This is a genomic window from Actinotalea ferrariae (genome assembly GCF_019733465.1).
GTDB lineage: Bacteria > Actinomycetota > Actinomycetes > Actinomycetales > Cellulomonadaceae > Actinotalea > Actinotalea ferrariae_A.
Genome location: NZ_JACVQL010000019.1, coordinates 33,700 through 54,131 on the forward strand (window position 1 = coordinate 33,700; position 20,432 = coordinate 54,131).

Consider the following 20,432-nt stretch of genomic DNA (forward strand, 5'->3'; position numbering starts at 1 on the left):
GACGCACGTCAGGACGGGTGCGCCGGACGACCGGGCGACGGGTCGGCGGGCTCGCGCAGCGGGGCGTACGCGGACGCGTACGCCCGCGGGCCGACCGACGGGGCGGTGAGGTCCCGCAGCAGCGGAGGCACCCGCGCGATCCGGCTCATCCGGTCCGTCATGCGCTGCACGTGCTCGACGCGCGGGCGACGCGCCCGCTCCAGGTCGCTCCCGAGCCGGGACCAGTCGCCGCCGGCCGCGACGAGCGCCGCGAGCACGACGGCGTCCTCGAGGGCGAGAGCGGCTCCCTGGGCCCACACGGGTGCGACGGCGTGCGCGGCGTCGCCGATCAGGACCAGTCGACCGGCGTTCCAGCGCCGGCCCCGCACCTCGTCGACCGGCGAGTGGTACAGCTCGGCACCGGGTGCCAGCGCGGCGACGGTCGCCTCGACGACGGGCGCCGGGAAGGCGGCGAACGTCGTGCGCAGCCAGTCGCGCCCCGAGCCGGCCGGGCCACCTCGTGTCGCGGACGCGTACCCGTACACGTGCGCGTCGTCGACCGGGATGAGCAGGAGCGTGCCGCGGCTGCCGGACCACACCGTCCAGCAGTCGACTCCCGGGTTCGCCACCACGAACCGCCAGCTGGTCTCGGTCATCAGCGACCCCTGCGCAGGCGCGGCCGGGCCCCCGGCGGCCGCAGCGATCGCGGCACGCACGCGCGACCGCACCCCGTCCGCGCCGACGACCAGGTCGAAGCGTTCGGGCCCGGCCGGCGGCACGCGCACGGACGCACCGGAGGTGCTCGTCGTCACCTCGTCCACCGGCGCAGCCCACCTGACGTCCGCCAGGGCGACGTCCCGACGGAGGACCTCGAGGAGGATGCCCCGGCGCAGGCAGACGGACGGCTGCCCGGACCCCCAGAACCGCTCCTCGTCCACCGCGAACAGCAGACGGCCCGCACCGTTGCGGTACTCCCTGCGCCGGACGCGGATGCCGCGGTCCATCGTCTCGTCGGCGACGCCGAGCGCCGCGAGCGCCCGCACGGCGTTCCCCGGCAGGTTGATCTTTAGCCCCTCGGCCGACGGGCCGGACGACCGCTCCAGCACGGTGCAGGCCACGCCGCGGAGCGAGAGCGCGCGAGCGAGGGCCGAACCCGCGATGCCTCCGCCGACGACGCCGATCGCGCCGACCCGGCCGGGCGTCACGGAGCGCCGCCCGTGCGCGCCGGGCGCACGTTCCGGTTGCTGCGGAAGAGGTTGCCCGGGTCGTACCGCGCCTTCACGGCCGCGAGCCGGTCGTAGTTCGGGCCGTACGTCGCGCGGACGCGCTCCTCGCCCTCGTCCGCCGTCTGGAAGTTGATGTAGGACCGCCCCGTGCCGAGGGGTTCCAGGGCACGGCCCGCAGCGCGTACCCAGTGCCGGAACTCGTCCGCGCGCGGCTCGTCCGGCGCCCACATGCCGTTGACCCCGCTGACGTAGCACGTGTCGCGGTTGCCGACCGCCCCGTCGTCCTCGGCGTGCTCGTTGAGCGCGCCGCCGACGTGGAGGAACCCCACCTCGGCCCCGGGGATCTCGCAGTCCGCGAACACCGCGCGGGCACGGTCGAGCAGCTCGTCGGTGAGGTCCGCGTGGTAGGTGGTCCGCCAGTAGTAGTGCATCCCGCGGGGCTCGCCGTCGTCGAGGTAGCTCTGCACGGCGGTGTACGGCATCGGCTCGAGGAGGTCGACCACGGGCCCGCCGATCGCTCGGAAGGGGGGCCAGGGCGTCCTCCGGGTGATCGCCGGTGTAGCACACGGCCATCGCGCAGAGCTTGCGACCGTGCCACTCCTCGGGGACGAACGGCTCGGGTGGCGCGTGGAGGAGCAGGAGCCACACCGCGAGCTCCCGCGGCGCACGGGTGGTCAGGGTCCGGTAGGCGCGGAGCACCTCGGGAGCCCGGTCGAACGGCCAGGCGATCAGGCCGCCGACGACGTCCGGTCCGACCTCGTGGAGGCGGAGGCTGAGGCGGGTCACGACGCCGACGTTCGCCCCCGCCCCGCGTACCGCCCAGAAGAGGTCCGGGTGCTCGTCGCGAGACGCGCGACGCAGCACGCCGTCGGCCGTGACGATCTCGACCTCGACCAGGTTGTCCGCGGTCCAGCCGAACCGGCGGCTGAGGTAGCCCAGCCCGCCGCCGAGCGTCAGACCCGCGACGCCGACGTCCGAGATGAAGCCGAGCACCGTCGCGAGTCCGTGCTCCTGGGTGGCCTCGTCCACGTCCCCGAGGCGGCACCCCGGGCCGACGTGCGCGACCCGGCCCACGGGGTCGACGGTGACCTGCGTCATCCGCGCCATGTCGAGCAGCAGGCCTCCGTGGGGGATCGAGGTGCCGGCGATGTGGTGCCCCCGGCCCTTGACTCCGAGCAGCAGCCCACCGTCGCGCGCGAACGTCACGACGGTCGCCACGTCGGCGGGGGAAACGGGCTGGACGACCAGGGCGGGGACCGCCTGCACCATGCCGTTCCAGAGCCCGACGGCGTCGTCCCAGCCCGGGTCGCCCGCGCGCAGGACCGCGCCGTCGATCGCGGCCGTGAGCGCGTCGACCTGCGCCGGACCGACGGCGACGTGCCCGCCGGCGGCGGTGGTGTCGTCGACGGTGGTGTCGTCGACGGCGGGGTCGTCGACGGCTGCGTGCCTGCGCGCGCCGCGGCGCCGGGTGAGGTCATCGGTCATGGCGCACGCTCCTCGTGCTCGTCCAGGATTTCCCCGAACGTACGGAGGTCGCCGTGCGCCCCGCATCGGTCGGTCGGCCCGGTCGGGAGGGGCGACGGCTGGGCAGTTCTGCCCATGGCCGCGGGCTCCCGGGCTCATGCGAGGTCGTGCTCGTAGGCGTACGAGGTGGCGGCGGCGCGGGAGCGCACGCCGAGCTTGGCCAGGATGCTGCTCACGTGGTGCGCGACGGTCCGCTCGCTGAGCCAGAGCTCGGCGGCGATCGCCCGGTTGGTCCTCCCCGAGGCGACGAGCCGCAGCACCTCCGCCTCGCGCGTCGTGAGCGCCGCGCCACCGCCCGTCGGCGGCCGGATGCCGGGCGGGCCGACCCTCCGGACGTCCGGCGCCGCGCCCAGGTCCTGGAACACGGCGCGCACGGCGTCGATCTCGAGGGCCGCGGCGTCGTCGTCGCCCAGCGCGCGACAGGCTGTCGCGGCGACCTCCCGGGCACGCGCGGCCTCGTAGGGGGCACCGAGCTCGCGCCAGACGCGCCACGAGGCTCGGGCAGCGGAGAGCGCGGCGCGCGCGTCGCCCTCGGCCAGGAGCACCAGCGCGTGCACGCGGCCGGCCGCCGCGTCCAGCAGCGCGGACCCGACGTCGGCCACGGTCGACCTCAGCTCGTCGACCGCGGAACGAGCCCCGGCGACGTCGTCCGCTGCGAGGCGGATCTCTGCGGCCGCCGGGAGCAGCCGGCACCGCGCGAGCGCGTCGGTCGTCTCGTCGAGCGCCACGTCGATCGAGCGGAGGGCCGCCGCGGTCCTGCCCTGCGACAGCTGCAGCAGGGACCACCCCGGCTGGGGGACCGTGCCCCAGCGGGCCGCCTCGCGGTAGAGCCCCTCGGCGCGGGCGTACTGCCCGCGGAGTCTGAGGAGGTCGGCCTCCTGATGGGCAGCCAGGCTCAGCGCCGGCTGGCCGGGAGGGTCGGACAGTCGCCGGACCGCGACGCGGGCCTCGGCGAGCGCCTCCGACCACGCGCCGCGCAGCTGGAGGACCTCGGACCGGTGCACGAGGCACTGCCCGCGGTAGGAGACCAGGCCCGGCTGCGCGTCGCACCACTGGCTGAGGGCGGCCGTCCACTCCCGGGCGCGCCGCGCGTCGAAGGTGTCCCGGCACGCCTCGATCACGGCGCAGTAGACGAGTCCCGCGGCCATCGGCGACACCTCGCCCGTCGTGACCGCGACCATCACCTCGTCGAGCAGCGTCAGGCCCTCGGCGACACGCAGCGACGCGATGAGCGCCTGCCCACGCCCGAGCAGCGAGAACGCCTGGAGGTCGGCCTCCGCGAAGCGCTCGCCGATCACGCCGGCACGCGCGAACGTGGCGTAGGCGGTCTCGGCGTCACCGCGCGCGAGGCTGTCGAGCGCCTCGGGGACCAGCAGGTACCCCCGTTCGACGCAGTCGACCGCCGCGTCGTCGACGCCGTCGAGGAGCGTGCGGGCGCGGGCGAGCCAGCCGCTGCTCCGCGCGAGGTCACCGCGCAGCCAGAAGGTCAGAGCGAGCCAGGCTGCAGCCCGGGCCGCGCCACGGGGCTCACCGCGGCGGGCGTGCTCGCGGTGCAGCCGCTCGCGCAGGCGCGTGGCGTCGTCCTCCCGGCCGACGAGGTAGGCCGCCGTCGCCAGGCGCTCGAGGTCGACGGGCTCCAAGGGCTCCGCCTCGTCGGCAGCGCTGAGCTGCGCGAAGGCGTCGGCCCATGCCAGCCGGCGGACCGACTCGCGTCCGCGCGCGAGGACCTCGGCGGTGACCATCGACTCATCTCCGCGGCACCGGGCACAGGCGCCGTCCCCACCGTACTGCCCGCGCAGGACCCGGAGAACGCCCGCGTCAGGTCGTCCCGAGCACCTCGCGCAGCCGCGCGGCGAACGCGTCGGGCTCGCCCGTCTGGCCGAACTCGCCGCCGAGGAAGCCGCCGTGGTCGCCGGGGAACTCGGTGACCTCGACCCCCAGGGCCTCCGCGACCGCCACCGTCGCTCGCGCCGTCATCGAGTGGCCGCTCGCCGCACCGACCGCGACGACGAGGCGGGTCCCGGCCGCCCGCAGCGCGGCGACGTCGGGGCGGTACCCGCTCACGGGCGCGGAGACGCCGGAGAGGAGGGGGTCGTCCCTCGAGCCGTCGTCCTCCGTCGGCAGGCCGAACGCTGCGGGGTCGGGTACCTCGAGGACGAAGTCGGCGGGCAGCTCGCCCTCGACCGACGTCATCGCGATGAACGCCGCCATGCCGGCACCCCACCCGCGCTCGTGGTAGACCTCCGTGACCTTGCGGCTCACGGCGAGCACGACGTCGGCGTCGGGCAGCAGGGGCAGGACGGGCGGCTCGTGCGCCACGAGCGTCGCGACGTCCTCGGGGTGCGCGGCGACGAGCGCGAGGCCGGCGACCGCGCCGCCGCTGCTGCCGAAGACGTCGACGGGACCGCCACCGAGGTGCTCGATCAGACGGTGCAGGTCGTCGGCCTGCTGCTCCGGGCGGTGCTCGGTGCTGCCGTCGTCCCGGGTGCTGCGACCGAGACCGCGCGGGTCGTAGGTGAGGACGGTGCGGTCGGGGAAGTGGGAGGCCAGCGTCCCGAAGCCCTCGGCGGTCATCGGCTGACCGATCAGCAGCAGCGGCCGGGGGAGGCCGGGGGCCGGGGCCGGTCCGTGCACGTCGAACGCGATGGTGGCGCCCGGGACCTCGAGCGTCTCCTGGACTGCGGGTGTGGTCGTCATGGGTCGTCCCCTCCTGTCGTCCGGGCGCCGGGTGGGTCCCCGGCCACTGGTGGAGTGACCCGCGGCCGCCCCGGAACTCATCGGGTCGCCTGACCGCGGAGCAGGCTCACCCTTCGGCGAGCGAGTCCCGCCACGCGTCGACCTCGGCCTTGTGGGTGTCGTAGAACTCCTGCTGGTGCTCGACGCCGATCTCGGCCTGCCGGCGCGCGAGGTCGACCTCCTCGCGGCACGTGAAGTCGGCGACGGCCGTCGCGATCTCCTCGTCCGTCACAGCAGCGAGGCGCGCCTCCTGCTGGTCGTCGAACGACTCGTCCTCGGCCTCGGCGGGGCTCACGTTGTAGACCGCAGCCGCCTTGTCGTAGATGAACGCCTCGGCGTCGGCCGGCGTCTCGAGGCCCGCGTAGCCGGCACCGGCCATGCACGACGCCCACTCGGCGTCGAGCTCGCTCGTCCGCGGGTCGCTCGCGATGGCCGCCCACATGGCGTCCAGCTCGTCCTCGAGCGCCTCGTACGCGCCCCCGGCCAGGCCGTTCTCGACGTCCACCTCGTGCTGCGCGCTCCCCTGGCAGCCGGCGGTCTGCCAGTCGTACGCCTCCGGCTCGTCGCCGCCCTGGCTGCGAGGGCCCCACAGCGCCTCGGACCAGGCCTGCAGTTCCTGCTGCGACATGCTCTCGTACCTGACTTCGTTCGGGTCGACGAACTGGTCCTCGCCGAACGGGCGGGTCGTCGCCGCGTAGCCGAACTGCTCCGCGAACTCGAGGGTGCCCCACTCGACGCCGAGCTCGGCCGCGGCGCCGGTGCCGTGCGTGCTCAGGTAGTCGACCGGGGTGTACTCGAACCCCAGCTCCGCCATGCACGCGGCGACGCGGTTCTCGACCTCCGTCATCCGCGCGTGCGCCACCTCCTCGTCGTCGTCGGCGTAGGCCTCGTCGAGGATCTCGTCGATGACGCCCTGGGGCAGGTCCTCCGGGACGCTCTCACCACCTCCGCCCTCAGCACCTCCACCGCCTGCCGAACCTCCGCAGCCCGTGAGGACGACGAGGAGGGCGCAACCGGCGACGCTCACGGTCCGGCGGGGGATGCGGTTCATGCGGGCCTCTCGCGTCGGGGCGTGCTGTCGTGCAACCTATCGGGACGAGTCGCTGACGAGCGGCCCGCGCAACGCCGTGGCTGCTCGGGTCGGTGACCGGTTCGTCAGGCCAGCGCCGCGACCACCCCGGCCGCCGTCAGCAGGTCGGTCGTGGCGAAGCCGTCACCCGTGCCGTACGTCGGCTCCCAGTCCGGGTCCTGGTTGAGGTAGGACTGCGAGTCGCCTTGGAGCAGGCCGACGATCACCTCGGCGACGATCCGTCCGCCGACCGAACCGAGCTGACGGCCGCCGTGCTGCACCTCGGCCTCGCGCAGCACGTAGAACCACAGCGGCGTCCGGTTCTCCAGGTGGTACTCCTGCAGGTCCTCGAGGTCGGCGCCGGAGAGCGCGGGAAACTGCATCGCGGCCGCGATCCGCTGCCCCGACGGGACCCCCAGAGCGAGGCTCCGCAGCAGGTTGCGCGACGCCAGCGACACCTCCTCGCCCGCCGGTTGCCCGGGCAGCGAGAACAGGACGCTGGAGAGGGTCGTGTCGATGAGCTTGTTGCGCCGAGCCCGGTCGTCGCCGAAGTCGAAGAACGTCTGCCAGTCGATGAACCGGCGCGGCGCCCGGCAGCCGCCACGCAGGTCGGCCGGGTCGGGGTCGGCCGCCAGTGTGGCGTCGAACAGCAGCCCGAAGAAGTGCGTGGACGGATCGGTGGCGGTGGTGCCGAAGTTCGCGCGGTAGCTGGGGCGGATCTGGGAGTGGCCGGCCCGGTAGGCGCCCACGGAGAACTCGACCGGGATGTAGGGAGCGTTGCGCCAGGAGAAGTGCCGGCGCCCGTGGCTGAGGACGTCGTCGACGACGTCCTGCCCCACGGTCCTCTCCAGGAACTCGTGGAGCACGATCCACTGGTAGTGCCAGCGGACGATCCGCTGGGCTTCGGCGAACGTCTCACCGAGGGTCAACCCGGCGGCGTCGTCCTTCACGTCCTGGACCACCCGGTTGTGGAAACGCAGCAGCGCGAGGTGGAGCTGGGAGATCACGAGGTTCTCGTCGTTGCGCGGATCGCCGATGAGCGCGACCAGCTGGGTGTTGCGGGGGAGGTCGTAGCGCATCGCCCCCGGGACCGAGACGCCGTCGGCGCCGGAGATCTCCTCGACGAGCAGGGTGGTGCGGCCGTGGTCGACCGTCTGGTCGTACAGGTGCGGGCTTGCGACCGGGCCGCTGCCGTAGACGCTGTCCAGGTCGAGTGCGGGGATCCGGAAGTTGCGCAGCGACTCGGGGTCCTGGCGTCGCGCGAGGCTCGACGTCGCGTCGAAGGTCATGTCGTGGTCGAGGAACTGACCGAGGAAGGTCATCCCAGCCGCCATCCTGGGGTTGTCGCGGTTGCGAGCCGCGAGGTCCGGGTCCGTGATCAGGGCGATGGGGTCGCTCAGGTCGTCCCGGGCGTCCATCGGGCCGCCTGCGGCGCCGAGCTCGGTCAGAGCCCCGCGCATCGTCGGGGTGTCTGCTGCGAACGGCGGAAGCGTGGGGAAGAGCCGCCCGAAGCGGCCCTGGTCGTAGAACGTGGACCGCGGCGTCGTGACGCCGAGCTCTGCGTGTCCATGTGGCATGGCCGACCCCTTGTCTCGCTGGGCGGCGTCTCACGTTCCCGGCGGCGTCGACCAGGCTCGTCACGGATGTCGGTGCGAGAGCGCCGACGGAGCCAGTGTGCTCGCCCCGAGCGGCGCTCGGCAGGGGGTGGGTCGCGGTACGTACGCACATCTCCTCGACGCCCCCGCCAGCAGGTGGTAGGACGGGACCTACCGCCTCTGGCCCGAGGACATCTGATGCGATCGACCCGGCAGATCGGCTCGCGGGTGGCGCTCGTCGCCGCCGTCGCCCTCGCACTGGGCATGGGCGTCGCGCCCGCCTCGGCGCACCCGCCGCGCCCGGGTCACAGCGAGAAGGTCCCGGTCGCCACCGGGTACGGCGGGGCGGTCACCACGGTCGACGCGGACGCGACCCGGGTGGGACTCGACGTGCTGCGCCGGGGCGGGAACGCGGTGGATGCCGCCGTCGCGGCCGCGGCGACGCTCGGCGTGACCGAGCCGTTCTCGGCAGGCATCGGGGGCGGCGGGTTCTTCGTGTACTACGACGCGGCGACCGGCCAGGTCCACACCATCGACGGGCGTGAGACCGCGCCGATGACCATGCAGAGCGACGCGTTCGTGGAGGACGGCGTGCCGATCCCCTTCGCGGAGGCGGTGACGTCGGGCCTGTCCGTGGGCGTGCCCGGCACGCCGCGGACGTGGGCGACGGCTCTCGACCGGTGGGGTTCCCTGGACCTGCGGCAGGCCCTGAGGGGGGCCACCGAGGTGGCGCGGCGGGGATTCGTCGTGGACCAGACGTTCGTGGACCAGACCACCGCGAACGCCGCGCGGTTCGCCGCCTTCCGGTCGTCGGCGGACCTCTTCCTGCGGCACGGTGCACCCCCCGCGGTCGGGTCGGTCTTCCGCAACCGCGACCTCGCCGAGACCTACGACGTGCTCGCCTATCGCGGGGTTTACGCGTTCTACACCGGCAGGCTCGCCCGGGAGATCGTCCGCACGGCCCAGAGGCCGCCGGTCAGCCGGCGCAGCCCGCTCGTCGTCCGCCCGGGCCTCTTGGAGCTGAGCGACCTCGCGTCCTACGAGGCACCTCTGCGCGCACCCACGCTCGTGTCGTACCGAGGGTTCGACGTCTACGGCATGGCGCCACCGTCGTCCGGCGGCTCGACCGTCGGCGAGGCCCTGAACATCCTCGAGGCGCGTCCCGGCGGACCCTTCGACGCGACCCAGACCCTGCACGGGTACCTCGAGGCGAGCGCGCTGGCGTTCGCCGACCGCAACCGGTACGTCGGCGACCCGTCGTTCGTCGACGTGCCCCTGGAGCAGCTGCTCTCGGACGGGTTCGCGGCGGAGCGCGCGTGCCTGATCGACCCGGCCGTCGCTCTGGTCAAGCCGGTGGCGCCCGGGGCGCCGGACGGCGACTATGCCGCCTGCGAACCGGCGACGGTCGGCACGGAGGTGTCGGACGGGCAGTCCACGACGCACCTCACCACGGCGGACCGCTGGGGCAACGTGGTGGCGTACACCCTGACCATCGAGTCGCTCGGCGGCAACGGGATCGTGGTGCCGGGCCGCGGCTTCCTGCTCAACAACGAGCTGACCGACTTCAACTTCACCGAAACCCAGGGCGGCAGCGACCCGAACCTGCCCGGCCCCGGCAAGCGGCCGCGCAGCTCGATGGCGCCGACCATCGTCCTGGCGGACGGCAAGCCGTACCTGGCGCTCGGCTCCCCGGGTGGGTCCACGATCATCACGACGGTGCTCCAGATCCTCGTGAACCGCCTGGATCTCGGGATGGATCTGCCGGCCGCCGTCGCAGCGCCCCGCGCCACCCAGCGCAACACCGCCGCGGTCCAGGCTGAGCCCGGCTTCGACCGGACGGCGTTGCAGGCCCTCGGCCACGTGTTCACCGACAACCCGGAGATCGGTGCGGCCACCGCGATCGAGTTCCTCCCCGGCGGCGCGCTCCTGGCGGTGGCGGAACCAGCTCGTCGCGGCGGGGGCAGCGCGGCGGTCGTCCACGGAGGATGACAGACCACGCGCCGTGCCGCGCGTCGCCCGGATCGCCGCACACCGATGTCCTGCTACTGGCGCCCGATCGGCGCGTCGCTAGGTTGAGGCATGGTCCGTGATGCCGACGTCCGCGTCGGTCTTCGACGTGTCGAGTACTGCCTCTACAGCAAGGGGGCGGCTCGACGGGTTATCTTTCAGTACGGGACTCCAGGGACTCGGCGGCTTTCGCCAGCGCTCGTCGCTGCGGCTCGGTCCGCGGACTGCGAGCTCCTGGTGATCGACAGGCCCGGCTACGGGAGGACGAGTCGGCGGCCAGGTCGTCGAGTGGTGGACGTCGTTGACGACGTCCAGACCGTGCTTGACGAACTGAACTGGGACCAGTTCGCACTGTGGGGCGGTTCGGGCGGCGCGCCACACGCGTTGGCGATCGCCGCCGAGCTACCAGATCGGGTCACCGCCTGTGCGAGTGTGGTCGGCCTGGCTCCCCACGATGCCCCTGGTCTGGACTGGTACGCCGAGATGTCACCAGGCAACGTCAAGGAGTTCCATGCCGCAGCGCAAGGCGAGGCCGCCTACCGCCCCATCGTGCAGCAGCTCGCCGCCGACGCCATGAGCAGTGTCGAGGCTGGCGGCCTGCAGGTGGTCGGCGACTATGAGCTTCCGGCGAGTGATCGACGGGGACTCGCAGCCCGGCACCAGGAGGACGGCTACCTCGAGCGGATGGAACTGACCTATCGGCAGGGCGTGGATGGATGGATCGATGACACCATCGCGCTGACCCGCCCATGGGGCTTCGAGCTGTCAGCGATCACAGTCCCGACCAGCATCTGGTACGGGCCCGCCGACGTGCTGGTGGCCCGGGGACACCACGAGTATCTGCAAATGTCGATCCCGGGCGCGCGGATGCACGAGATGTCCGGAGGACATCTCCTCGGCGAAGGCGATCTCGCAGCGATCTACGGCTGGCTCAGCGCTCCTTCGGGCTGAGTCCTTCGCGCAAAAATGCACGACCGAGGCACTGGTCTCAGCCGCCCCGAACGTGGCCAGACCCACGCGCCAATCGCGGTTTCAGCGGCCTGGGCCGCTCGCGGAGGCTCGGTCAGCACACGAAGGCCGCCGTCCCCGGCGAGAGGGACGACGGCCTCGATGTCGCCCGGCTCCCGCGGACGGGAGCACGGATGGTGGAGGTGGCGGGAATCGAACCCGCGTCCGATGGCAGTGAAACAGGTCTTCTCCGGGCGCAGTCTGCTGATGATTTTCTCAGCCCCAGCGATCACGCAGACGAGTCGCTGACGGGCTCAGCCGTCTGAAAGTCCCCGCAGCGCCGACGGCGAACGCTGCGAGCAGTGGCTTCCTAGATGACGCCAGACACTGAGTCGGAAGCTAGCTCAGGCTGACGGACTTCAGGACTCGCTCAGGCGGCGAGTGCGAAGTCGGTGCGCTTGGAATCGGCACCTATGGGTTTGCAAGGAGCGTTAACGAGATAACCCTGCATCCTCGGCCCGCTTCTCCTGGAACGACAACCATCGTCGAAACCGATCACCCCCTGTGCAGTTGTCAATCACCCGCCGATCGGACCAGCACCGTCACCGGTACCGCTGGTCCGCACGCCGAGCAGGTCAAGCCTACGGCACAACGGCGTCGTCGTCCTCGGTATTCCCCGAGGTCAGGCCGCCGACGGCCCAGCGTCGAGTCAGGCCGCCGCCTTGACCCGGTAGAGGTCGTGGTCCGCGGCGCGGAACCACTCGTCGAAGTCCTGCCCGCGCCAGGCCGCGACGCCCGCCGACCAGGCGCACAGGTCGGCCTGCAGCCGCCCGAGGACGGTCGTGGCCGACGGCGGGTCGGTGTGCGGCAGGAGCAGGATGAACTCGTCACCGCCGAACCGCCCGACGACGTCGTCGGCGCGCAGCGTGCGCCGCCAGCTGCGTGCGAGGCCCGCGAGCACGGCGTCACCCGCGGCGTGACCGCGCTCGTCGTTGATCCGCTTGAAGTCGTCGAGGTCCACGACGGCGAGCGTGAGCGGCTGGCCCGTCCGCGCGGCGCGCGCCATCTCGAGCTCGGCCGCGACGCGGAAGGCGCGCCGGGACAGCACACCCGTGAGCTCGTCGGTCGTGGCCTCGAGCCGCAGGTCGACGATCCGGCCGTTGAGCACGAGGCTGATGCACCCGATGGTCGCCATGAGGAAGAACCACGTCTGCGGTGCCGACTCGGCGGCGGCGCCCCACAGGCCCGCCGCCAGCGCGGCGCCGACCCCGGCCAGGTGGCGGAGCAGCACGCGGCGCCGGTGGAAGGTCGCGCTGAAGACGCCGATCCACAGGAAGGACACCGCGGTGAGCACCGTGCCGCTCGGCGTCGTCGACGCGCCCACGCACGTCCCGATGAGGGCGGTCGCGAGACCGAGACCGGCGTGCAGGTGCCAGCCACGCAGCGCGTCGCCGCCGCGGCGCAGCGCTGCGGTGAGGCCCACGCCGACGACGGCGAGCACCGCCGCGAGCGCACGCGGTGCGGTCGGGCTGAACGGCACGAGGGCCGTGACGCCCACGACGAGGCCGGCGATCAGGTAGGCGAGGGCGAGGATGCGTGACTCGTCCCGGCGGGTCAGACGACCCTGCCCGCGTGCGCCCACGGCGACCCTCCTCGGGGCCGCCGGTGCGGCCCTCACGGACTGATCATCGGCACCGCCGACGGGTCCGTGAGCGGTTCGCGGGCCGGGCAGCGGGCCCTTCGGAGCCGGACGAACGAACCGGTGCGGTCAGCCGTTCTTGCGCAGGCTCATCGCGGCCTGCGCCTCGCGGTTCTCCTGCCGCTCGCGCAGCGCGTGCCGCTTGTCGTACTCCTTCTTGCCCCGCGCGAGCGCGATCTCGACCTTGGCGCGGCCGTCGACGAAGTACAGCGCGAGCGGCACGATCGTGCGGCCCTTGGCCTGGCTCTCGCGCTCGAGCTCCTCGATCTGGCGGCGGTGCAGCAGGAGCTTGCGCTTGCGGCGCGGGGCGTGGTTGGTCCACGTCCCCTCGGTGTACTCGGGGATGTGCACGCCCTCGAGCCACGCCTCGCCGCGGTCGATGCTCGCGAACCCGTCGACGAGGGACGCCCGACCTGCGCGGAGCGCCTTGACCTCGGTCCCGGTCAGCACGAGGCCCGCCTCGAACGTGTCGTCGATGTGGTAGTCGTGCCGCGCCTTCTTGTTCGACGCGACGAGCTTGCGTCCCGTCTCCTTGGCCATGGCTCCAGGCTAGGGGATGGGTGCGACGCGCAGCGCCTCGATTCCTCAGCCGTTGATCAGCGGGCGCGGGTTGACCGTGCTGCCGTTGACGTACACCTCGAAGTGGAGGTGGCACGCCGCCGACGTCCCGGTGTTGCCCGCGTAGCCGATGAGCTGGCCCTGGGAGACGTGCTGCCCGCCCGAGACGGCGAAGCTCGTCATGTGGTTGTAGCTCGACATGAGCGAGCTGCCCTGCCAGTAGCCGTGGTTGATCATCACCTGGTTGCCGAAGCCGCTGCGCGAGCGGGCCCACTCGACCGTGCCGCTCGCCCCCGCGTAGAGCGGCGTGCCGCACCAGGTGCGGATGTCCGTGCCGGCGTGCAGGCGCCAGTAGTGCAGGATCGGGTGGAAGCGCTGACCGTAGTCGGACGTCACCACCATCGGGTTGACGGAGCTCGGGTTGATGAAGGGTCGCGCCGCGGTCGAGCCCTGCGGCGGAGCGGGTGCGGGACGGCCCGCGGCGGCGGCTGCGGCCGCAGCAGCGGCGGCCTCCTCGCGACGCTTCTGCTCCTGCGCCGCCACGATCGCCTGGAGGTCGGCCTCGAGCGCGGCCTGCTGGCTCGCGAGCGCCTGCTCCTGCGCGAGCATCGAGGCCTTGGCGGCCTCGATCTCCGCGGCCTTCGCCGTGGCCTGGGCCTGCAGGTCCTCGAGCTCGAGCTTGCGGGCCTCCGCCGCGGCACGTGCCGCCTCGGCCTCGACGACCTTCGCGTCCGCCTCCGCCTTGAGCGCCGTGATCTCCTCGCGGACGGCAGTGAGCCGCACCTGGCGGTTCCGGTTCACGCCGTTGATCTGCTCGAGCTCGCGCAGCGCCTGGGTCTGGGTGCGCAGCGCGGTGGACGCGAGCGCCGACTGCTCGACGAACTCGTCGCTGCTCTTCGCGTCGAGCACCGCCGAGAGCGACGACTGGGTCATGTTGCCCTTGTAGGCGTCGCGCGCCATCTGCCCGATGGCGATGCGGGTCTGGTCGGCCCGCTCGGTGTTCGTCGCGATCTGGGTCGTGATCGTCGACTCCTCGGTCTCCGCGACCGTCAGGCGCTCGGCGATGAGCTGCGCCTCGCGCTGGAGGCGGGCGAGGGTCTCCTCCGCCGTGGCGAGCTGCTGCTCCGCCACGGGGATCTGGGCCTGGATGCCCTGGAGCTCGGCGTACGCCTGGACCAGCGCGGCGTCGTTGTGCTCGAGCTCGGTCTGCAGGGCCTCGAGCGCGGCGTCGACGGCGGCCTGGTTGGCCGCGTTCTGCGCACGGCGGTCGTCGAGCTCGTCGGCCGAGGCCGGCATCGACGAGGCCGCGAGGACGACGACGAGCAGGGCTGCGAACGCGGCGCGGCTCGGCGCGGCCGCCGGGGGAGCGAGGTCGCCATGGTGCTCATACCTTCGTGTATCGGCTCAGGGTCACGACGCTTGACACCGCGGCCAGCCCGATCGCGACGACGAGCAGGATCGGGGCGATCGTCCAGACGGCGTCGGTGCCGATGTACTGGACGAACTGCACCTCGCCGGCCAGCCAGTCCTCGACCAGGTAGCGCACGCCGAACCACAGGCCTGCGACCGACAGGGCAGCGCCGATGGTCGCGGCGATCGCGCCCTCGAGCATGAACGGCAGCTGGATGAAGAGGTTCGAGGCGCCGACGAGGCGCATGATGCCGGTCTCGCGGCGCCGGCTCATCGCCGACAGGCGGATCGTCGTCGTGATGAGCAGCACGGCGGCGAGGAGCATCACGGCGGCGAGCCCGGCAGCGACGAGGCTCGAGCGGTTGAGGACGAGGATCAGCGGCTCGATCACCTGGCGCTGGTCACGCACCTCCTCCACGCCGGTCACGCCCGTGAAGGCGTCGGAGACCACCTGGTACTGCTCGGGGTCCACGAGCGCGACGCGGAACGAGGCCTGCAGCTGGTCGGCGGTGACGCCCTGCGCCCACCACTCGTCGGCGAACCGTTCCTGGAAGGCGACGTACGCGTCGTCCTTGCTCTCGTAGAACACCTGCTCGACGTAGGGCTCCAGGGCCTCGGACTCGAGCTGCTCGCGGAGCGCCTCGGTCTGATCCGCGGTCGCCTCGCCGCCCACGCACGTGGGTGCGTCGGAGTCGCTCGGGCACAGGAAGATCGAGACCTCGACCTTGTCGTACCAGTCGTCCTTCATCTGGTCGATCTGCAGCTGGAGGAGGCCGGCGGCGCCGACGAACGTGAGCGACACGAAGGTCACGAGGACGACGGAGATCGTCATCGACAGGTTGCGGCGCAGCCCGAGACCGATCTCGGACAGGATGAACTGGAGTCGCATGGTTCCTCAGCGGGTCGATCCGTAGACGCCGCGCGACTGGTCCCGGACGAGCTGCCCGTTGTCCAGCTCGATGACGCGCTTGCGCATCTGGTCGACGATCTCGTCGTCGTGCGTGGCCATCACCACGGTGGTGCCCGTCCGGTTGATGCGGTCGAGCAGGCGCATGATGCCGACCGACGTGGTCGGGTCCAGGTTCCCGGTGGGCTCGTCGCACAGCAGGATCGACGGCCGGTTGACGAAGGCGCGCGCGATCGCGACGCGCTGCTGCTCACCGCCGGAGAGCTCGTGCGGGCGACGCTTCTCCTTGCCCCCCAGGCCGACCAGCTCGAGGGTGTCGGGCACCGTGGTCATGATGTGGTGCCGCGGCTTGCCGATGACCTGGAGCGCGAACGCCACGTTCTCGAACACGGTCTTGTTGGGCAGCAGGCGGAAGTCCTGGAAGACGGCGCCGATCTGCCGGCGCAGGTGGGGCACCTTCCACGTCGAGAGGGTCGACAGGTCGCGGCCGGCGACGAAGACCTTGCCCGCGGTCGGGCGCTCCTCGCGCAGGACCAGCCGCAGGAAGGTCGACTTCCCGGAGCCGGACGCGCCGACGAGGAAGACGAACTCACCTCGCTCGACCTCGAGGTCGACGGCGTCGAGCGCCGGACGGGCGCCGCGCGCGTAGACCTTGGTGACGTTCTCGAATCGGATCACAGCGTTGAGGCCAAGTCGTCGGGGTCGGGGGACACGCCGGCCGTCGGCAGACGACCGCACCGTTTCGAGACTAGGCAGGCCCTGCCGCGGGCCAGGGCGGGACACGCCGCCGTCGCGCGACCAGAGGGCTGGTCAGGCCGCTGCGCACGCCTCCGACCGGGACGAACCGGACATCACGCGTCCGCGCCGCCCCGGCGACGCCAGCGGATGCCGGCCTCGATGAAGTCGTCGATGTCGCCGTCGAAGACCGCCGCCGGGTTGCCGACCTCGTGCTCCGTCCGCAGGTCCTTGACCATCTGGTACGGCTGCAGCACGTACGAGCGCATCTGGTCGCCCCAGCTCGCCTTGATGTCGCCCGCGAGCTCCTTCTGCGTGGCCTTCTCCTCGGCCTGGCGCAGCAGGAGGAGGCGCGACTGGAGGACGCGCAGCGCGGCGGCGCGGTTCTGGATCTGGCTCTTCTCGTTCTGCATCGAGACGACGGTCCCGGTCGGCAGGTGGGTGAGGCGCACCGCCGAGTCGGTCGTGTTGACCGACTGGCCGCCGGGGCCGGACGAGCGGAAGACGTCGACCTTGAGCTCGTTCTCCGGGATGTCGATGTGGTCCGTCTGCTCGATGAGGGGGACGACCTCGACGGCGGCGAACGACGTCTGACGGCGGCCCTGGTTGTCGAACGGCGAGATGCGGACGAGCCGGTGCGTCCCGGCCTCGACCGAGAGGTTCCCGAAGGCATAGGGCACCTTGACCTCGAAGGTCGCCGACTTGAGACCGGCCTCCTCCGCGTACGAGGTGTCGAGGACCGAGGTGGGGTAGCCGTGGCGCTCGGCCCAGCGCAGGTACATGCGCAGCAGCATCTCCGCGAAGTCCGCCGCGTCGACGCCGCCGGCGCCCGCGCGGATCGTCACGACGGCCTCGCGCGAGTCGTACTCGCCGTTGAGGAGCGTGCGGACCTCGAGCGCGCCGAGGTCCTTGCGCAGCGAGGTGAGCTCGGCCTCGGCGTCGGCGAGCGTGTCGGCGTCGTCCTCCTCCTGCGCCATCTCGACGAGCGTCTCGAGGTCCTCGAGCCGCTGCTCGAGCTCGGCGATGCGGTCGAGCTCCGACTGCGCGTGCGAGAGCGCCGAGGTGACCTTCTGCGCCGCGTCGGCGTCGTCCCACAGGTCCGGGGCGGAGGCCTTCTCGGACAGGTCGGCGATGCGGGCACGCAGCGCCTCGGGATCGCTGACCGCGCTGATGGTGCCGAGCGTGGACCGCAGGGCGGCGATCTCGGAGGGGAAGTCGGTGGCTGCCACGACGGTCCAGGCTATCCGAGGCGTGCGGGCCGGGCGCACCACTAGGATCTTCGGCGGGCGAACAAAGTCGTGTCCCGCCCGGCCGTACTCGAGTCGAGGACGAACGAGATGACCGACCGCACCCATGTCCCGGGCACCGTGGTGCCGGCCTCCGAGCACCTCCACGACGGATGGTCGCTCCAGGCGGTGGACGGACCTGTGCCGCCGGAGCTGGTCGACCGGACCGTGCCCGCGACGGTCCCGGGCAGCGCCCACACGGACCTCCTCGCCGCCGGCCTCATCCCCGACCCGTACCTCGACCGCAACGAGACGGCTCTCGCGTGGGCGCACCGCACGGACTGGCGCTGGACGACTGCCTTCACGACGACCGCCGCCGCCCCGGACGAGCGGGTGGACCTCGTGCTGCAGGGACTGGACACGGTCGCGACCGTGGACCTCAACGGCACCGAGGTCGCGCGCACCGCCAACCAGCACCGCAGCTACCGGGTCGACGTGCGTGAGCTCGTCGCCGACGGCGAGAACGCCCTGACCGTCGACATCCGCTCGGCCCTCGAGCACGCGGAGGAGGTCGAGCGCGACCTCGGCCGGCGGGACCACGTGTACCCGCACCCGTTCAACATGGTGCGCAAGATGGCGTGCTCCTTCGGCTGGGACTGGGGCCCCGACCTGCAGACCGCGGGGATCTGGCGCCCCGTCGCGCTCGAGCGGTGGCGCGTCGCGCGCCTCGCCCAGGTGCGTCCGCTCGTCACCGTGGACGGCACCGCGGGCGTCGTGCGGGTCCACGTGGAGGTCGAGCGCTCGGGCCTCGGGGACGACGACGTCGACCTCGTGCTGCGCGCGGAGGTCGCGGGCCGCTCGGCCGAGGTCGTCGTGCCGCGGGGCGGCAGCGGCCGCGAGGTGGGCGGCAGCGACGTGAGCGCGGTCGTCGAGGTGACGGTGCCCGACGTCGACCTGTGGTGGCCGCGCGGGTACGGCCAGCAGCCGCTGTACGACCTGGTCGTCGAGCTGGCTCGGCCGGGTGGTGAGGTGCTCGCCCGGGTCGAGCGCCGGATCGGCTTCCGCACCGTCGAGGTCGACCGCACGCCCGACGAGCACGGCACGTCCTTCACCGTCGTCGTCAACGGGCGCCCGGTGTTCGTCCGGGGCGCGAACTGGATCCCCGACGACCACCTCCTCACGCGCGTGGACCGCGACCGGTACGCCCGGCGCGTGACGCAGGCGACCGACGCGAACATCAACCTGCTCCGGATCTGGGGCGGCGGGATCTACGAGCAGCACGACTTCTACGACGTGTGCGACGAGGCCGGGGTCCTCGTCTGGCAGGACTTCCTCTTCGCGTGCGCGGCGTACGCGGAGGAGGAGCCGATCCGCGGCGAGGTCGAGGCGGAGGCGCGCGAGAACGTCGTGCGGCTCATGAGCCACCCGTCGCTCGTGCTGTGGAACGGCGCCAACGAGAACGTCTGGGGCTACCGCGACTGGGGCTGGCCCGAGCAGCTCGAGGGGCGCACGTGGGGCCTCGGCTACTACACCGAGCTGCTGCCCGGCGTCGTCGCCGACCTCGACCCCACGCGCCCGTACTCCATGAACAGCCCGTACACGCCCGGGTCCGACGCGGAGGGCACGCACCCCAACCATCCCGACCACGGGACCCACCACGAGTGGGAGTGCTGGAACCGGCGCGACTACGTCCACTACCGCGACGACGTGCCGCGGTTCTGCTCGGAGTTCGGCTGGCAGGGCCCCGCCACCTGGGCGACGCTCGCGCGAGCCCTGCCGGCGGACGCACTGGTCAAGGAGTCGGAGGCCTTCCTGCTCCACCAGAAGGCGGAGGACGGCAACGGCAAGCTCGACCGCGGGCTCGAGCCGCACCTGCCCGTGCCCGAGGACTTCGAGGACTGGCACTGGGCGACCTCGCTCAACCAGGCGCGCGCCGTCGCGTTCGCCGTCGAGCACTACCGGTCGTGGTGGCCGCGGACGGCGGGCAGCATCGTGTGGCAGCTCAACGACTGCTGGCCCGTGACGTCGTGGGCGGCGATCGACGGCGACGAGCGGCCCAAGCCCCTGTGGTTCGCGCTGCGCGCCGCCTACGCGGACCGGCTGCTGACGGTCCAGCCGCGTGACGGACGGGCTGCCGCCGTGGCGGTCAACGACACGGACGCGGAGTGGACGGGCGTCGCGGTCGCGACCCGCACGGGCCTCGACGGCCGGGTGCATGCGAGCGCTTCCATCGAACTGCGCGTGGAACCTCGCTCGGTGACGGTGCTCCACTTGCCCGACGACGTGCTCGCGGTGGCGCACCCGTCGCGCGAGGTCCTCGTGGTCCGAGTGGGTGACGCAGGCCCGGCGGGCGACGGACGCGAGGTCCGGGCGGTGCACACCTGGGTGGAGGACACGGAGCTGGCCTACGAGGACGACGTGCTGGACGTCTCGGTCGAGCCCGTCGAGGGCGGCTTCGCCGTCACGCTCACCGCGCGGTCCCTGGTCCGGGACGTGGCACTGCTCGTCGACAAGGTGGACGCGCTTGCACAGGTCGACGACCAGCTCGTGACGCTCCTACCAGGGGAGACGCGCGTCCTGCGGGTCAGGAGCAAGCTCGCCGGCGACGGGTCGGCGTTCCTCGACCCGCGGGTGCTGCGGAGCGCGAACGCCCTCGTCACCGGGTCGCGGGCGGGCGCTGCGCCGGTCGGGTGACCGGCGCCGGCCGGACGACGGTGACCGCGCCCGAACCAGGTCACGGTGGGACTTACTTCGTCATCCGATCGTAATCAACTCGTGACCGCGGGCTCTGTCCGTGGCATGTGACCCGCACT

The 20,432-nt window shown here is 72.7% G+C and carries 15 protein-coding genes, 1 other RNA gene and 1 pseudogene; 3 read left to right on the forward strand and 14 right to left on the reverse strand.

Annotated elements, in window-relative coordinates; all coding sequences use genetic code 11:
• Positions 1 to 8 precede the first annotated feature (8 nt).
• The 7 genes and pseudogenes from ICW40_RS01835 to ICW40_RS01865 form a co-directional block, all read right to left on the reverse strand.
• Positions 9 to 1,184 (reverse strand): FAD-dependent oxidoreductase, encoded by a 1,176-nt coding sequence (locus ICW40_RS01835; protein ID WP_221652149.1) that lies wholly within the window; start codon positions 1,182 to 1,184, stop codon positions 9 to 11.
• Positions 1,181 to 1,687: a BBE domain-containing protein gene (locus tag ICW40_RS01840; RefSeq protein WP_221652120.1), complete on the reverse strand. Its 507-nt coding sequence runs from the start codon at positions 1,685 to 1,687 to the stop codon at positions 1,181 to 1,183. Before ICW40_RS01840 ends, ICW40_RS01835 begins: the two co-directional genes overlap by 4 nt.
• Positions 1,688 to 2,114: 427 nt before the next feature.
• Positions 2,115 to 2,828: pseudogene (locus ICW40_RS21730) on the reverse strand (FAD-binding oxidoreductase); the annotation flags it as partial.
• Positions 2,825 to 4,471 carry a helix-turn-helix transcriptional regulator gene (locus ICW40_RS01850; protein WP_221652121.1) on the reverse strand — a complete coding sequence of 549 codons (1,647 nt, stop codon included), beginning with the start codon at positions 4,469 to 4,471 and terminating at the stop codon, positions 2,825 to 2,827. The gene ICW40_RS01850 and the pseudogene ICW40_RS21730, both read right to left, overlap by 4 nt.
• 76 nt (positions 4,472 to 4,547) lie before the next feature.
• Positions 4,548 to 5,426 carry an alpha/beta hydrolase gene (locus ICW40_RS01855; RefSeq protein WP_221652122.1) on the reverse strand — a complete coding sequence of 293 codons (879 nt, stop codon included), beginning with the start codon at positions 5,424 to 5,426 and terminating at the stop codon, positions 4,548 to 4,550.
• 106 nt (positions 5,427 to 5,532) lie between these two features.
• Positions 5,533 to 6,516 carry a hypothetical protein gene (locus ICW40_RS01860; protein WP_221652123.1) on the reverse strand — a complete coding sequence of 328 codons (984 nt, stop codon included), beginning with the start codon at positions 6,514 to 6,516 and terminating at the stop codon, positions 5,533 to 5,535.
• A gap of 104 nt (positions 6,517 to 6,620) precedes the next feature.
• The gene (locus ICW40_RS01865; protein ID WP_221652124.1) at positions 6,621 to 8,111 is read right to left on the reverse strand and encodes a peroxidase family protein; all 1,491 of its coding nucleotides are present in this window, start codon (positions 8,109 to 8,111) and stop codon (positions 6,621 to 6,623) included.
• Between the two features lie 216 nt (positions 8,112 to 8,327).
• Between ICW40_RS01865 and ggt the strand changes: the two genes are divergently transcribed.
• Both ggt and ICW40_RS01875 read left to right on the forward strand, forming a co-directional pair.
• A complete protein-coding gene (gene ggt / locus ICW40_RS01870) occupies positions 8,328 to 10,118 on the forward strand; it encodes a gamma-glutamyltransferase (RefSeq protein WP_221652125.1) in 1,791 nt (596 codons plus the stop codon).
• Between the two features lie 90 nt (positions 10,119 to 10,208).
• Positions 10,209 to 11,087 carry an alpha/beta fold hydrolase gene (locus ICW40_RS01875; RefSeq protein WP_221652126.1) on the forward strand — a complete coding sequence of 293 codons (879 nt, stop codon included), beginning with the start codon at positions 10,209 to 10,211 and terminating at the stop codon, positions 11,085 to 11,087.
• 192 nt (positions 11,088 to 11,279) lie between these two features.
• On the opposite strand, the gene ssrA is transcribed toward ICW40_RS01875, so the two are convergent.
• From ssrA to prfB, 7 genes are all read right to left on the reverse strand, one after another.
• Positions 11,280 to 11,647, reverse strand: a transfer-messenger RNA (tmRNA) gene (ssrA, locus tag ICW40_RS01880).
• 146 nt (positions 11,648 to 11,793) lie between these two features.
• Positions 11,794 to 12,726: a GGDEF domain-containing protein gene (locus ICW40_RS21345; RefSeq protein WP_221652127.1), complete on the reverse strand. Its 933-nt coding sequence runs from the start codon at positions 12,724 to 12,726 to the stop codon at positions 11,794 to 11,796.
• Between the two features lie 126 nt (positions 12,727 to 12,852).
• Positions 12,853 to 13,323: an SsrA-binding protein SmpB gene (smpB, locus tag ICW40_RS01890; protein ID WP_221652128.1), complete on the reverse strand. Its 471-nt coding sequence runs from the start codon at positions 13,321 to 13,323 to the stop codon at positions 12,853 to 12,855.
• 45 nt (positions 13,324 to 13,368) lie between these two features.
• A complete protein-coding gene (locus tag ICW40_RS01895; protein WP_221652129.1) occupies positions 13,369 to 14,637 on the reverse strand; it encodes a M23 family metallopeptidase in 1,269 nt (422 codons plus the stop codon).
• A gap of 88 nt (positions 14,638 to 14,725) precedes the next feature.
• Positions 14,726 to 15,640 (reverse strand): permease-like cell division protein FtsX, encoded by a 915-nt coding sequence (ftsX, locus tag ICW40_RS01900; RefSeq protein WP_221652130.1) that lies wholly within the window; start codon positions 15,638 to 15,640, stop codon positions 14,726 to 14,728.
• Positions 15,641 to 15,646: 6 nt separating this feature from the next.
• Complete coding sequence (gene ftsE, locus ICW40_RS01905) at positions 15,647 to 16,336, reverse strand: cell division ATP-binding protein FtsE (RefSeq protein ID WP_221652131.1); 690 nt, start codon at positions 16,334 to 16,336, stop codon at positions 15,647 to 15,649.
• A gap of 173 nt (positions 16,337 to 16,509) precedes the next feature.
• Positions 16,510 to 17,622: a peptide chain release factor 2 gene (prfB, locus tag ICW40_RS01910; RefSeq protein WP_221652132.1), complete on the reverse strand. Its 1,113-nt coding sequence runs from the start codon at positions 17,620 to 17,622 to the stop codon at positions 16,510 to 16,512.
• 108 nt (positions 17,623 to 17,730) lie between these two features.
• Here prfB and ICW40_RS01915 point away from each other — a divergent pair, with 108 nt between their 5' ends.
• A complete protein-coding gene (locus tag ICW40_RS01915) occupies positions 17,731 to 20,313 on the forward strand; it encodes a glycoside hydrolase family 2 protein (RefSeq protein WP_221652133.1) in 2,583 nt (860 codons plus the stop codon).
• The last annotated feature ends 119 nt before the right edge of the window (positions 20,314 to 20,432 follow it).